Consider the following 12,926-nt stretch of genomic DNA (forward strand, 5'->3'; position numbering starts at 1 on the left):
ATAAAGAAAGGGAAACACCTTCGCAAGGACAGACTTATCACTTTCTTCCCTTCGAAGAGGCGTTCATAACTTGTCCCGACAGCGCCGGATATTTCTTTTCCATGCGGGAAACGAACCAGCCCATTACAATCAGCGTAACGCCGATATCATCAATCGGGACAAAAGGCATGACATCCGGCAAAATCCAGTAAAGCACCACCGGAACCAGAAACAGAAGCTTGTCCCCTATAGCGACCTGTGAAGAAGTAAGATAACGCCACAATTGGCCCGTCATTCTCGACCAGCGCCGGATCGAAAGCAGTCTTCTCCATTTCATGCGCGTGGACTCCTTTCTTATGACCCAATATGGAAGAAAAATGTCTACCTGATCATACTCTACTCCAGCTTGAAAAGAGGAAACGATCGTGTAAAACTTCCGACGTCCGCTCCCTCTCCTGTATTATACGTCATTTTACAGAAAATGTTTCAATATGTTTTCATATCGATAACAGTTCAGCCACGATGAGACCGGTTTCCAGAGATACATGATCAAAATCCTCCAGCGGCAGCGGATTTTTGCCGAGTCCGATCTCGACGGTGAACCCCGGTCGCCGAAATTCCTGGATAAACCAGTCCTTATAGCCCGCATCGCTGCCCTCCAGCTTGACCGCACGGTAGCCGCTTGCCTGCGCGAGCCGCCGCGACCAGTCCCTGCTTTCCTTAGGCTCGTAGTTGCGGTAGTTCCAATAGATCTCCTGCCCTTGGCTGTGAAGGGAAACGGCGGCATCGGGCGATGTCTGCAGCGTGAAATCCGCAAGCGCGGCCGCCTCCGGTTCGCTGAGCGGTGCGGTTCCGGCATAATCCCGGGGTCCCGGGCCTTTCTTCCCGCGGCGCTGCACTTCCTCTTCCCAATGTGCAGGGAACTGATCTCCCAAATCCACGCCGTTGATGTTGGCCTTCCAGTGCCGGTAATCGATGCGCCCACCATTCCAGGCCGTGAGCTGACCGTAGTAAGGATTATTGGGCTGCACGCCTTCCTGCACCAGCTCTACGCCGTCCGGATTCACCATCGGAACGACCCATAGCGTACACTGGGCGAACCAATGCCGGGGATCATATCCGTTCCAGCGCCTGCCTCCCTCGAGCGCATTCACATACTCTTCCACAAAGCGCAAAATACAGGGTGTTGTGATCCACTCGTTCGCATGAATGGAAGCGTTCACATGAATGCTTCTGGCGCCCTCCCCTATTTTCAAATAGGGGATCGGCTTGCCAAGCACGCTCTCGCCGATCGTTCCCGACGTGATCAGGGGGTGGAATTCCGTTAAACGCATGATGTCATGGCTTAAATGATGATATCCGTATTCCCCCTCCAGCTGAATGATCCGGTTCCTTTCGGCATGGGGCAGCACAAGCACGCGTCCTTCCGGAAAATAACTCCGGGAGAGACCCGGGTTCATCTCAAGCAGCGAGGATTCCCTCACTTGAAACGCGGCCGCCACCTTTTCCGGGCTGTCACCCGGCTGAACGACATATCTTCTTCTCGGGGAGGACGGCAGGAAAATAATCTGTCCCGGTATCAAATAGGGCTGCTCTCCCGCCCAGGGATTGGCATTGATGATATGAACCCGCGATAATCCCCTGCTGGCGGCGATCCGCTCGAGGGTATCTCCTTTACATACGGTGTATTGCTGCATAAGCGACTTCCTTTCCCGCGGTCAGATTCGAAGCAACCGCTGCACGTCGATGCTCTTTTGAAGATTGTATGACCCGGACGACTTGGCCCATGCGAAAAAAAGAGCCCCGGTCCCCGGAGCTCTTCCTCGATTCCTGTTCTTATGTGGATTCCGTGAACCTGGATACCTGCCAGACGACAGGCGTGCGCTGAATTTGCTCACCCAGCCAGGTTTTGGCTATTTTCTGGAACATATCCGCATCACCGCTGCAGAAAAACTGATGCACCGGGCTTTCGTTGCTGCTGGCCAGCTGTCCCTTATCGTACAGGATCGTGCTGACCTCTCTTGCGGTCTCGTCCGCCGAACTGATCAGCTTCACTTTCTCCCCCATGACTTCCTGGATCGTTTCCTTCAAAAACGGATAATGAGTGCAGCCCAAAATGAGGCAGTCAATGGAAGAAGATTTCATCCCGCGCAGCGAGTCCTCGACCACCGCCGTTGTCTCCTTCGACCGGAACTGTCCCATCTCGACCAGCGGAACCAGCGCCGGACAAGCTTCGCTGACGACATGCACGTAAGGCGAAAGCTGTTGAAGAGCGGACGTGTAGGCGCCGCTGCCGATCGTGCCGATCGTGCCGATCACGCCGATATTGCCTGTCTTGGTCGCGCTGATGGCAGCCCGGGCTCCGGGATGAATGACGCCGATGACCGGCATCGGCACCTTTTCCGAAATATAGTCCAAAGCCGCAGCCGTGGCCGTATTGCATGCGATCACGATGGCCTTGGGATTGAATTGCACCAGGAAATCCACGATTTGTTCCGTGAAACGTCTTACTTCTTCGGACGAACGGGGTCCGTAAGGTGTGCGGGCTGTGTCTCCAAAGTAGATGATTTTTTCCCGTGGGAGCTGTCTCATGATCTCTTTGGCGACGGTTAACCCCCCCACACCCGAGTCTAATATAGCGATTGCCTGCTGCACGAACACACCGCTTCCTTCTTGTCGATTTATGCTCTCTGCTCTCTAACATATGAAAATAAGAAATCAAACGTACCTCACATCTTAAATGATTTCAGCCGGGCAATCAATATAAATGCAAGTCTAGACGCATGTAAAAGCAGGCTCGCCTTTCCCATTACAGGAAAGTGAGCCTGCCAGCATCATGATGCGTTATTCCAAATCGCCTGCGTCCTGCTTGAACTCGTTGCCTTCCGCAAGATCCTCCTCGCTGCCGTCGAACGAAGATATTTGAGCCAGCTCCTCATAAGCTTCCTCCGAATCACGATCATCGGCATCGGATTTGCGCCAGCCGCGGATATCCTGGATTACGCCGCCTGCGGTATCCTTGACCTTCCCGATCAGGAAAGCCCCCTGCTCCCCTACCTTGCCAGCGAGCTCGGTCGTTTTGCTGCCTACCGTTCTGGCGCCTTCAGCGATATCCTGGCGAAGCTCCTTGCCGGATTTTGGTGCAAGCAGCAGTGCCGTTACCGAACCTACCACGCTGCCGATCAGCGCGCCCCACAACAAGCTTTTGTTCTTTTCCTTCATCGCTTCATCTCTCCTTATCGGTCAGGCATGGTCGTCCGCGGAAGGCTGCGACTGACGCTTGAATGAATGCCATACCGATAACCCGGCATCCAGCCACCGGAAAGCTTCCGCCAAGCGGAGCTCATTCTCCCGGTGCGCTCTTTCCAAGCGCTCCATGGCGGATTCCGCCACATGCTTCGTAATGGAATCGGCACGTTGCAGCGTGTTCGTCAGGCTGGCACCCGCCAGTCGCAGCGATTCGCAGAACGGCTCCACTTCCTCCACACGGCTCTGCAGCAGCGACAAGGTTGCCGAAGCCTGCACGAGCAGTTCTTTGGATTCGGAAGCGAGCTGCGAGATCTCCTGTCCGGCTTTGCCTAGTACATCTTCGGTCCGCAGCAGCACTCTTCTCAGCGTATGTAGAAGAATCATTGCGACAGCGGCGAACAGTATGAATCCGCAAGCAAGCAATACGGCGCCCCATTCCGCCATGGTGTGTCACTCCCTTCACCCTTACGGGCTAATGCCTATTTGTAGGATATTATAAGCAGGGTAGGCCCGTCCTGACACAAGGGACAATCCAATTATTTTTGCGAAAAGATCCGGAGAAAAGAAACAAGCCCGCTCCGGAGTTCACGGACGGGCTTGGCGTGTGCAAACGTAAAAACGGGAAATAACTACATCAGCTCCCGCTGGATGTATTCCCGAACCTGCACGGCAAATTTATTCAGGATATCCGGCAGCACCGGTGTCAACGGATGAAGCTCGCTGCGGTTCCACGTATAATACTCTTGAACCAAAGGCTTGCGAAGGGTTACAAGCTTCAGCAGAACGTCGTAAGTTTCCGCATCAAAAACCTTCTCTTCATGATTGATCTCCATGATATCTTCGTAGCTGCTGGCGTCACGCATAATGAAACCATCGATCAAATAGCTTCCTACATCGGTGACGATCTCGATCGCCAAATGCAGCGCACGCTCCTGGACCATGCCAAGCACGACGCCCCCATCCCAGGACCCGGCAGCTTCCGTCAAGCCCTGAACGATTTCCGGAATCGCATCCAGGCGATGCTGGATCTGTTCCTGATTAACATAATACACGGCCCGTACCTCCAAGCTGCAGATATTATTTACCTTTTTTCCCGCGTCGCTTCAGCCAGAAAAACATGACGAAGATCGCCACGACAAACACGACAAGCAGAGTCAGTGTTTCCATCGGATATTCCAAATCGCTCATAATCAGTCTTCCTATCTGCTAGATTTCGTAATCAACGCTAACGGATATCTCTTTTACTTCATTCAAATGGCGAACGACTTCCTGATGAACAGGATGCACCTGATATGCCTGCAAATCTTCCAGAGAGGATACCTCGGTCACAAGAGCAATATCAAATGAACGCTCGGAATGAATGACATCCACCCCCACCTCAATGGCGAGCAGCTGCGGAATTCTCCCCTTCATCGCGCGCAGCATATCGGCAGTCTTGTCAACGCTTTCCGGAGTTCTATCCTTTAATTTAATGAAGACAATATGTTTGATCATGGCCTGCATTCTCCTTGTCCTACTCGTAAGGTTACAAAAAAAATATACCATATCCATCCTCGCAGGAAAAGAGAAGTTATAGGGGCTGCTATTTTTCCGGCTTATCATCCTCTTGATCTTTGTTCTGCAGGACGGCGATTATCCTCCGCAGCTTGGCCGGCATGGGCAGACCCAAACGCCCGTAGTTTTCCGTAATCGAGATCAGCTCGTTGGACATATAAAAGTAGATCGCCCCGGTCTTGATCACATCGGTGCCGCCGCTTAGCAGTACATCCATCTGATGGGCAAGCACGATGACCACAAGCATCAGCACCTTGCGCGTCAGCCCCCAAAATCCGATCTCGCTTCTCAGTCCGGTTCCATCCTTGATGGAAGCGAGCACTCCCGTAATATAATCCAGGACTATCGTGAATAAAAAAATCCATAGCAGCTGATCCCATCGTCCGAACGCCAATGTGATGATTCCCCCGGCAAGAGCACTTGTCCCACTAACAGCTAGCGAATTCATCATCCGCCCTCCCTTCATGCCTTCTGATATATCGTATGAGAGGAGGCGTTCCCGCGCGCGAGCCATATATCATTTTCGACTGCCTATTTCATAGATTACTTGTAAAACGACAAAAAAAGCCCCGGAAACCGGGGCGCAGCATGCTATAATCTTCTATTCCATTTTCGTTCACTTAACGTTCGTCGTTCCAGAAATTCAGCGGTGTCATGTCGCTTGTGATCGGCTTGAACGTGTATCCTTCCGCCTGGATCGCTTTAATCAGCTTCGGCAGAATCTTCACCGTTGCCTCCTGGTCATGGAATAGAACGACCGGAGTAACTCCCTTTTTCTTCATGTTTTTAACATCGCGCATCACGTTGTCATATATTTTCTGCGGGTTGCTTTGATATCTCCAGTCATTGGAATCGATGTTCCAATCCCACAGATGGTAGCCGTATGCCGCCGTCTGATCGCGGTAAGCTTTTGTAAAATACGGTTTGCTGCCGTAAGGAACGCGGATCAGCTTCGTGTAGACTTGGGCGGCTTCATGCAGCTTGTTGTTATCCATATTCATTTCGTTCAAGGCCGAATACGGAGAAGCATAGAATTTGTTCTTCTGGTGAGTCATTCCATGCAGCCCGACGCCATGGCCTCCTTTAACAATGCGGGCTACGGAGGACGGATGGCTCGCGATCTGATTGCCCAGCATGAAGAAGGTTGCCTTCACGTTATTCTGATCCAGCACGTCGAGAAGCTGCATCGTATAAGGAGAAGGCCCGTCATCAAACGTGATGTAGATCGTTCCGGCTGCCGAAGACGGGGGAGTCTGCGTGCTGGTCGCTGCTTTATGCTGCTTAATAAAGCTGCTGTACTTCTCGGCAAACTGGGCATCGTTCAAGGTAGCCCCGCCGTTGATGGCACGGTAGACGTTCTGGCTTGAAATATACGAGAGCTGGAACCCGAATTTCTCACTCAGCACACGGAACGAAATGAATGTTCTGCCGTTTTTGACGAAGGTATTATTGCCGTCCGCAGGCAGCATCACCTTTTTTCCGCCGCTATGGGTCAAGGTGAGATTTCCCTGCGAGTACTGCACGGACACATTCATGGCCGCCGCGGTTTGGACGATCGGAACATATAACGTGCCTTTATGTATGACCGGGGACATCGGGTAAGTAACGAGGTTGTCATTCACGCCTGCGAAGACGGAATACTTCACCGGGGCCGCCGAACTGCCTTCGGCAGTGGCATTGTAGTTTCCAAGGGAAAGCACGCAGCCGAAGATGAGCAATAAGGATAAGAGCCATTTGGAGCTGTTGAAAAGCTTTTTCAATTCTCTCTACCAACCTTTTTCTGCGTATTTTGATAGATTCGCAGGCAAAATACAATTATTCTTCCGATTCGCCTGCATGGCGATCCAACCCGAATCTAACCATCTATCAATCTAGTTCCATTGCATTGTACCTTGAATCATAGAGCCGTTTCAATTTCAATTCAGTAACCATTTTTGTAACCTATTCGGTAATTTTAGGATATATAGGAGAATGATAGAATAGAGAATATGCCAAATGGCCTGTTTTCACCGGAACAACCGATATATTGCTAGGAAAATGGTCGGAGAAATGGGCGATAGTTACTATTGAAATCAAGCCCATAAGAATGTAGAATTTTAAGAAAAACTTCGGAGGAAATATGCCTACACAACAAGAACAGCATTCAATTCAGGCGTGGTCTCTGATCAACCGCAAATATTTGGGAAAAGGCATCCGCGTCAAGCGCTTCCGCAAGCCTTCGCGCTGCCAGATCCGCAACAGGGTCCTTTTGGCGGTGCTCATGGCCAATGACATCAAGCTATCGCAGCTGGCTGAAGAGCTGGGCGTTTCTTCACGAAGCGTAAGCGCATGGGTTTACGAAGGCCGTATTCCCGGCAAAAAGAATCTGGATAAGGTATGCCAGTTCCTTGGCTACCCGCATCATATCCTCTTTAATCGCTCGGTGACCGCGAGCAGCCCCATTATCTGTCAGCCGGCTTCATCGCGCTTCATGCGCAGAACACTGACACGTTCGCCAGTCGACAACAAGATTCTAACGGGTCTATGCATGGTCCATGATCTGTCTGTCAGCGACGTCAGCGAATGGATGCATATCCATCCGGGTACGTTCCGCAAATGGCTGCATCAAGGCACCCTGCCATCACCAAGCTTTCAGGACCGGGCAGAGCTCTTTTTCCGTATTCCGAAATTCATCCTGTTCGCGGATTGCATTTTGCACGATTCCTGATTTAACGGGTACAACCAGCCATTCCATGGCAAACAGCTCTATGATCCGGTACTGATCCGGCTTATAGAGCTGTTTTCGTTTGGGCATAGTAAAGCGAAGCAATGATAATCCGGGATACATAAGGGAGGAACGTATGATGCAATTCGGCAGAGATGTCGGAATCTCGCTTGGCATTCTTGCAGGAACGACACTGGCCAGCGGTTTGGCATTTCTGATGAGGCTTGAGCCTGTTTCCATGATATGGACGGTCAGTCTGGGCGGCGTTTCCGGTGCTGCTGTTGGAATTGCAGCGACGTTTGCCCTGAAGAGATGGACTGCCCGCAGATAAAAAATATCCGATTACAAAAGTTAACGTTGACGTTAACGTTAAACAGGATTAAAATATTCTATGTCATAACACACATAAGCAAGGGAGGAAAGACATGGATGAGTACAAAATCGATGACGTAGCCAGAGAATGCGGCATAACCAAAAGAACGATCCGGTACTACGAAGAGCTTGGCGTCTTTCCTGCCCCTGATCGGAGCGATGGCGGCATCCGGATTTACAGCCGGGAGCATATCGATTATTTGAAGAAAATCATGACCGCCAAGGACATTCTCGGCTTCAGTCTGCAGGAGCTTGTGCAGTATCTATCCGTTTCCGACGCGTACAAGATGCATCACAAAACCTACCATGACGTGAAAAGCCGCGAAGAACAGAAAAGCAAGCTGGCACACATGCAGCAAATGCTCGATGAGCAGATCACCATGATTCGCGCCAAGATCGAGAAAATGAAATCCATGGAGACCGAGCTTGAAGAAACCAAGGTCCGCTTGAACGCCTTCATTCTCAAGTTTAATGAGGAGGCATCACAGAGCTAATTATCGTTTATCAATTTTTCTACCGCCACAGTTCATTTGACGGCGTTTTTTTGTGATGGGCAGTATTGAAAAATGAAAATCATTTACACAAACGGAGGTAATCAAATTTATGAAATCCCCAGCTTCACAACCCCTAGAACTTGAACAAAGGAAATCAGGACTGCTATCCCAGCCGAAAGCGGTATGGGCCATCGCTTTTGCCTGCGTCATTTCCTTCATGGGACTCGGACTTGTCGACCCGATCCTCCCTGCCATTGCCGAAAAATTGAATGCGAGCAAAAGCCAGGTATCGCTGCTGTTCACCAGCTATAACTTGGTTACTGGCATCGCCATGCTGATCACGGGCGTCATTTCCAGCCGGATCGGCATCAAGAAAACACTGCTTACCGGTATTTTTCTGATCATTGTCTTTGCCGCACTCGGCGGATTCTCCAGCACCATCGGCCAAATCGTCGGCTTCCGCGGCGGTTGGGGACTTGGGAACGCCTTGTTCATCGCAACCGCATTGTCTGCCATCGTCGGCCTGTCCACCTCAGGTACGGCCAAAGCGATCATTTTGTATGAAGCGGCGCTCGGCCTCGGCATTTCCGTCGGCCCGCTGCTCGGCGGCGAGCTCGGATCGATCAGCTGGCGCGGTCCTTTCTTCGGCGTAGCCGGTCTGATGCTGGTCGGCTTTATCTTCGTCATCTTCATGCTGCCGAACGTTCCGAAGCCCAAGAAGGCAAGTACCCTTGCCGACCCGTTCAAGGCCTTGAGCTACCCTGCCCTGCTTACGCTTGGCATTACGGCATTTCTGTACAACTTCGGCTTCTTTACGCTGATGGCCTACTCCCCATACGTCATGAATCTTGATGAGCACGGCCTGGGGTACGTTTTCTTCGGTTGGGGCATCCTGCTTGCATTTACGTCCGTCTTCGTCGCTCCGAAGCTGCAGAAGCGTTTCAGCGTCGTCAAATCGATATGCACCGTGCTGACCCTCTTTACGATCGTCCTGATCATCATGGGTCTCGGTACGTACAACCATTCCCCTAAAACCGTTATTGTCTGCGTCATCGTGGCCGGTATCTTCCTGGGCATCAACAATACCCTGATTACGACGGCCGTCATGCAGGCGGCTCCTGTGGAACGCTCTGTCGCATCGGCTGCCTACAGCTTCGTTCGCTTCCTCGGCGGCGCCGTGTCCCCTTGGCTCGCGGGCAAGCTGTCTGAATGGTATACTGCCGAAACACCGTTTTACTTTGGCGCATTGATGGTATTTCTAGGTGTAGTAACACTGCTTGTCCGCCGCCGCCATCTTACCCATGTCGATAAGGCGGAAGGCCATTAAGGAGGTAATCCCTATGTATAACCGTATTCTTGTTCCTGTGGACGGCTCTACGCACGCCGAGCGCGCGCTTGAAGCGGCCGTGACGCTGATCCAAAGCCTGAAAAACGCACCTGCGCTGGCGGTACTTCATGTCAACCCGTCCGTTTCAATCAATGAGCCTCCTGTAGGCGTAGATCTGGGGGAACGGATTCGTGAAGAGGGCGAGAAAATCCTGGCTCCGGCTACGGAGGCTCTTACCCGTTCCGGCATCGCGTACGAGACGTTCAGCAAAACCGGAGATCCCGCTTCGGTCATCTGTCAAGCCGCTGAAGAGCAGCATGCGGATCTCATTATCATGGGCAGCCGCGGCATCGGCCTGATGTCCGAGCTTTTGATCGGCAGCGTCAGCCACAGCGTTGTTCAGCACGCGCATTGTCCGGTGATGATCGTCAGATAAAGGCAACACGAAAAAAGGGTATCCCGAAGGCGCAGAGCCCGGGTACCCTTTTTTGCTTTATTCACTTAAACCATGCACGCAGCAAAAAACAGAAATATCAAGGATACTCCTGTTTTAGAAATAGGCTATCGGATGAAAGACCTTTGTAAAGCGGCAGAATCTGGCCGGCAACTCAGCCGAACCGTCCGGAAATATATTCTTGGGTCATCGCATTGTCAGGATTCGTAAAAATAATTTCCGTTTCATTATGCTCCATCAGCGTGCCCAGATAAAAATATGCGGTGTAGTCGGAAATGCGCGCCGCCTGCTGCATATTGTGAGTCACGATCACGATGCTGAGCTCCTTTTTAAGGTCGACAATCAGCTCTTCAACCTTTGATGTCGATACGGGGTCCAAAGCCGAAGCAGGCTCATCCAGCAGCAGTATGCGCGGATTGACCGACAGGGCGCGTGCAATGCAAAGGCGCTGCTGCTGGCCCCCGGAGAGAGACAGCGCGGACTGCTTCAGGCGGTCCTTGACCTCGTCCCACAAAGCCGCTTTGCGCAGGCTGGATTCCACGATTTCGTCCAACTGCTTCTTATTCTTGATCCCGTGGTACTTCGGACCGAAAGCGATATTTTCGTATATCGATTTGTAGAACGGGTTCGGCTTCTGCCATACCATTCCGATTTTTTGACGGAGCTGAATGACGTCGGTCGACGGATCATTGATGTCCACGCCGTCGATCCAGATGCGTCCCTTGATTTTGGCTTGTGAAATTTCGTCGTTCATCCGGTTCAATGAGCGAAGAAATGTCGACTTGCCGCATCCGGACGGTCCGATCAGGGCCGTGACGCTCTGTTCGGGGAAGTTCAGACTGATATTTTTAACCGCTTCGTATTGTCCGTAAAATACGCTGAGATGCTCTGTACGAAACGATGTCGTTTGCATGGTTTGCATGGTGATTGTCCCCCTATCCCATTCGTTTGGAAGCCGTCATGGCTTTGTACAGCACGCCGCCGATCCATCTGGCGAATAAGTTGAACAGCAGCACCAGGATCACGAGCACGGCCGATGCGCCTGCGGCGATCTGGGCGGCATCCGGAGCCAGGCCTTCACTGTTGATTTTCCAAATGTGCACCGCGAGTGTTTCCGCCGGGCGGAACGGATTGATGGGCGAAGTCGGGCTAAACGGATTCCAGTTGGTAAAATCCAGGCGCGGTGTAGACATGCCTGCCGTGAACAGCAGCGCAGCCGCTTCCCCGAACACCCGTCCCGCAGCCAGAACCGTACCTGTCACAATGCTTGGCAGCGCGACCGGAAACAAGACGGAGGAAATGATCTTCCACTTGGACAGTCCGAGCGCAAGCCCAGCCTCCTTCTGCTCCTTCGGAACACTCCGAAACGCTTGCTCGGTAATCCGAACCATTAACGGTAAGTTGAAGATGGTCAGCACAAGGGCGCCGGAGAAGAGCGAAAAGCCAAATCCGAACGTATTTACGATGAGCAGCAGGCCGAACAGGCCGACGACAATCGAAGGGAATGACGACAGCACTTCGACCACAAGCCGGATGGTGCCGGTGATTTTACCCGGCTTGGCGTACTCTGCCATATAAATGCCTGCGCCAAGACCCAGCGGAACCGTAATGATCAGCGTCAATACAAGCAGGAACAAGGAATTGAACAGCTGCGGTCCAATACCGCCGCCCGCACGAATCGTCTGGGGCACCGAGGTCAGGAAATGCCAGTTGATATGGCTGAGTCCCCGCACCAGAATAAATCCGATGAGCCCGACCAGGATCGCCACAATGAGCAAAGAAAACACCACGATCAAACAGGTTGCAATTTTATCAGTCAATTTCGCTTTCAAATCCGATGTCTCCTTTCCAAGAGGCGAACGATGAGGACGAAGATAAAGGTCATGAACATCAGCGCAAGCGCCATACTCCACAGCGCGTTGCTGTGCGCGGAGCCCATAACGGTGTTGCCCATATCCAGGGTAATGACGCTAGTCAATGTAGACGCGGATTCGAACAGCGACCGCGGAATATGCGGCGCGTTCCCGATGACCATCTGCACGGCCAAGGCCTCGCCGAACGCCCGCGCCATCCCGAGAACGACGCCGGTCAGAATAGAAGGCAGCACAGTAGGCAAAATAACTCTAGAGATCGTCTGCCAGCGGGTGGCTCCAAGCGCGAACGAGGATTCCTTCAGGCCCCGGGGCAGTGCCGACAGCGCATCGGAAGCCACGCTTGTAATCGTCGGCAGGATCATGACGGAGAGTACGATCGCTCCGGCCGCGATTCCGATGCCCTGGCCCGGAAACACATTTCGCATGAACGGAACAACGACGGTCAGGCCGATAAAGCCGTACACGACCGACGGAATCCCTGCCAGCAGCTCGATAACGGGCTGCAGCAGCTTTTTTCCCCATCCGGGAACGATTTCGGTCATAAACAGAGAAGCGCAGATGCTGAGCGGGCTGGCGATCAACGCGGCAAGCAGCGACGTTGCGAAAGAGCCGAAAATAAACGGCAGGACGCCGTACATCGGTTCACCGTTGTTGCCTTCCGGATCCCAAGTGGTGCCAAACAGAAATTCGCTAAGACTGACCCCGTCGCGAAAGAAAGTCGCGAGTCCTTTGGATGCGACAAAGTATACGATCGATATGATGATGACAATGAGCAAAGCCACACAAATAAATGTATAGCTCCGGCCTGCAAGATCTTCAGCGTGATGTTTTTTCCAGCGGGCTGAGCGGGCTGGTTCTACTTGAACGGGCCTTTCATCCATAGCTTTCATCGTTGTCCTTCTTTCTAAAGTGAAAATAG

General features: G+C 52.2%; 17 protein-coding genes. 5 read left to right on the forward strand and 12 right to left on the reverse strand.

What is annotated here, in order from left to right:
- Nucleotides 1–37: 37 nt before the first annotated feature.
- From PCH05_RS01555 to PCH05_RS01595, 9 genes are all read right to left on the reverse strand, one after another.
- Nucleotides 38–316, reverse strand: coding sequence for a hypothetical protein (locus PCH05_RS01555; RefSeq protein WP_127599987.1), 279 nt, complete (start codon nt 314–316; stop codon nt 38–40).
- Between the two features lie 160 nt (nt 317–476).
- Nucleotides 477–1,676, reverse strand: a complete 1,200-nt coding sequence (locus PCH05_RS01560) for a M14 family metallopeptidase (RefSeq protein ID WP_127599989.1) — start codon at nt 1,674–1,676, stop codon at nt 477–479.
- A gap of 139 nt (nt 1,677–1,815) precedes the next feature.
- Nucleotides 1,816–2,634: a glutamate racemase gene (racE, locus tag PCH05_RS01565; protein ID WP_127599991.1), complete on the reverse strand. Its 819-nt coding sequence runs from the start codon at nt 2,632–2,634 to the stop codon at nt 1,816–1,818.
- 189 nt (nt 2,635–2,823) lie between these two features.
- Nucleotides 2,824–3,201 carry a YtxH domain-containing protein gene (locus PCH05_RS01570; RefSeq protein WP_127599993.1) on the reverse strand — a complete coding sequence of 126 codons (378 nt, stop codon included), beginning with the start codon at nt 3,199–3,201 and terminating at the stop codon, nt 2,824–2,826.
- Between the two features lie 21 nt (nt 3,202–3,222).
- Nucleotides 3,223–3,672, reverse strand: a complete 450-nt coding sequence (locus PCH05_RS01575; protein ID WP_127599995.1) for a hypothetical protein — start codon at nt 3,670–3,672, stop codon at nt 3,223–3,225.
- Between the two features lie 185 nt (nt 3,673–3,857).
- Nucleotides 3,858–4,280 carry a DUF86 domain-containing protein gene (locus PCH05_RS01580; protein ID WP_127599997.1) on the reverse strand — a complete coding sequence of 141 codons (423 nt, stop codon included), beginning with the start codon at nt 4,278–4,280 and terminating at the stop codon, nt 3,858–3,860.
- 154 nt (nt 4,281–4,434) lie between these two features.
- Nucleotides 4,435–4,722 (reverse strand): Dabb family protein, encoded by a 288-nt coding sequence (locus PCH05_RS01585; RefSeq protein ID WP_127599999.1) that lies wholly within the window; start codon nt 4,720–4,722, stop codon nt 4,435–4,437.
- Between the two features lie 88 nt (nt 4,723–4,810).
- Nucleotides 4,811–5,230, reverse strand: a complete 420-nt coding sequence (locus tag PCH05_RS01590) for a phage holin family protein (protein ID WP_127600001.1) — start codon at nt 5,228–5,230, stop codon at nt 4,811–4,813.
- Nucleotides 5,231–5,402: 172 nt separating this feature from the next.
- Nucleotides 5,403–6,542: a polysaccharide deacetylase family protein gene (locus tag PCH05_RS01595; protein ID WP_127600003.1), complete on the reverse strand. Its 1,140-nt coding sequence runs from the start codon at nt 6,540–6,542 to the stop codon at nt 5,403–5,405.
- Nucleotides 6,543–6,901: 359 nt separating this feature from the next.
- Here PCH05_RS01595 and PCH05_RS01600 point away from each other — a divergent pair, with 359 nt between their 5' ends.
- The 5 genes from PCH05_RS01600 to PCH05_RS01620 all read left to right on the forward strand — a co-directional run bounded on the left by PCH05_RS01600 (nt 6,902) and on the right by PCH05_RS01620 (nt 10,115).
- On the forward strand, nt 6,902–7,489 hold the full coding sequence (locus tag PCH05_RS01600; RefSeq protein WP_127600005.1) for a helix-turn-helix domain-containing protein: 588 nt from the start codon (nt 6,902–6,904) through the stop codon (nt 7,487–7,489).
- 136 nt (nt 7,490–7,625) lie between these two features.
- Nucleotides 7,626–7,817, forward strand: a complete 192-nt coding sequence (locus PCH05_RS01605) for a hypothetical protein (protein ID WP_127600007.1) — start codon at nt 7,626–7,628, stop codon at nt 7,815–7,817.
- A gap of 94 nt (nt 7,818–7,911) precedes the next feature.
- A complete protein-coding gene (locus PCH05_RS01610) occupies nt 7,912–8,352 on the forward strand; it encodes a MerR family transcriptional regulator (RefSeq protein ID WP_127600009.1) in 441 nt (146 codons plus the stop codon).
- A gap of 109 nt (nt 8,353–8,461) precedes the next feature.
- Entirely contained in the window at nt 8,462–9,679 is a 1,218-nt protein-coding gene (locus PCH05_RS01615; protein WP_127600011.1) for an MFS transporter, read from the forward strand.
- A 13-nt stretch (nt 9,680–9,692) separates the two neighbouring features.
- Complete coding sequence (locus PCH05_RS01620) at nt 9,693–10,115, forward strand: universal stress protein (RefSeq protein WP_127600013.1); 423 nt, start codon at nt 9,693–9,695, stop codon at nt 10,113–10,115.
- A gap of 172 nt (nt 10,116–10,287) precedes the next feature.
- On the opposite strand, the gene pstB is transcribed toward PCH05_RS01620, so the two are convergent.
- From pstB to pstC, 3 genes are read right to left on the reverse strand one after another with little or no spacing between them, the layout of a single operon-like run.
- Nucleotides 10,288–11,055: a phosphate ABC transporter ATP-binding protein PstB gene (pstB, locus tag PCH05_RS01625; protein WP_127600015.1), complete on the reverse strand. Its 768-nt coding sequence runs from the start codon at nt 11,053–11,055 to the stop codon at nt 10,288–10,290.
- Nucleotides 11,056–11,068: 13 nt separating this feature from the next.
- Nucleotides 11,069–11,965, reverse strand: coding sequence for a phosphate ABC transporter permease PstA (gene pstA / locus PCH05_RS01630; protein ID WP_127600017.1), 897 nt, complete (start codon nt 11,963–11,965; stop codon nt 11,069–11,071).
- Complete coding sequence (gene pstC, locus PCH05_RS01635) at nt 11,962–12,888, reverse strand: phosphate ABC transporter permease subunit PstC (RefSeq protein WP_371860501.1); 927 nt, start codon at nt 12,886–12,888, stop codon at nt 11,962–11,964. Before pstC ends, pstA begins: the two co-directional genes overlap by 4 nt.
- Nucleotides 12,889–12,926 lie beyond the last annotated feature (38 nt).

The organism is Paenibacillus chibensis, assembly GCF_004001045.1.
Classification (GTDB): domain Bacteria; phylum Bacillota; class Bacilli; order Paenibacillales; family Paenibacillaceae; genus Paenibacillus_AQ; species Paenibacillus_AQ chibensis.

What these genes read in the sequence shown, in the direction of transcription:
- PCH05_RS01575 (WP_127599995.1), bottom strand. Translation starts at nt 3,672, where the DNA reads ATGGCGGAATGGGGCGCCGTATTGCTTGCTTGCGGATTCATACTGTTC.
- PCH05_RS01570 (WP_127599993.1), bottom strand. Translation starts at nt 3,201, where the DNA reads ATGAAGGAAAAGAACAAAAGCTTGTTGTGGGGCGCGCTGATCGGCAGC.
- PCH05_RS01610 (WP_127600009.1), top strand. Translation starts at nt 7,912, where the DNA reads ATGGATGAGTACAAAATCGATGACGTAGCCAGAGAATGCGGCATAACC.
- PCH05_RS01615 (WP_127600011.1), top strand. Translation starts at nt 8,462, where the DNA reads ATGAAATCCCCAGCTTCACAACCCCTAGAACTTGAACAAAGGAAATCA.
- PCH05_RS01585 (WP_127599999.1), bottom strand. Translation starts at nt 4,722, where the DNA reads ATGATCAAACATATTGTCTTCATTAAATTAAAGGATAGAACTCCGGAA.
- PCH05_RS01590 (WP_127600001.1), bottom strand. Translation starts at nt 5,230, where the DNA reads ATGAATTCGCTAGCTGTTAGTGGGACAAGTGCTCTTGCCGGGGGAATC.
- PCH05_RS01620 (WP_127600013.1), top strand. Translation starts at nt 9,693, where the DNA reads ATGTATAACCGTATTCTTGTTCCTGTGGACGGCTCTACGCACGCCGAG.
- PCH05_RS01560 (WP_127599989.1), bottom strand. Translation starts at nt 1,676, where the DNA reads ATGCAGCAATACACCGTATGTAAAGGAGATACCCTCGAGCGGATCGCC.
- PCH05_RS01555 (WP_127599987.1), bottom strand. Translation starts at nt 316, where the DNA reads ATGAAATGGAGAAGACTGCTTTCGATCCGGCGCTGGTCGAGAATGACG.
- PCH05_RS01605 (WP_127600007.1), top strand. Translation starts at nt 7,626, where the DNA reads ATGCAATTCGGCAGAGATGTCGGAATCTCGCTTGGCATTCTTGCAGGA.
- pstC (WP_371860501.1), bottom strand. Translation starts at nt 12,888, where the DNA reads ATGGATGAAAGGCCCGTTCAAGTAGAACCAGCCCGCTCAGCCCGCTGG.
- PCH05_RS01600 (WP_127600005.1), top strand. Translation starts at nt 6,902, where the DNA reads ATGCCTACACAACAAGAACAGCATTCAATTCAGGCGTGGTCTCTGATC.
- pstB (WP_127600015.1), bottom strand. Translation starts at nt 11,055, where the DNA reads ATGCAAACCATGCAAACGACATCGTTTCGTACAGAGCATCTCAGCGTA.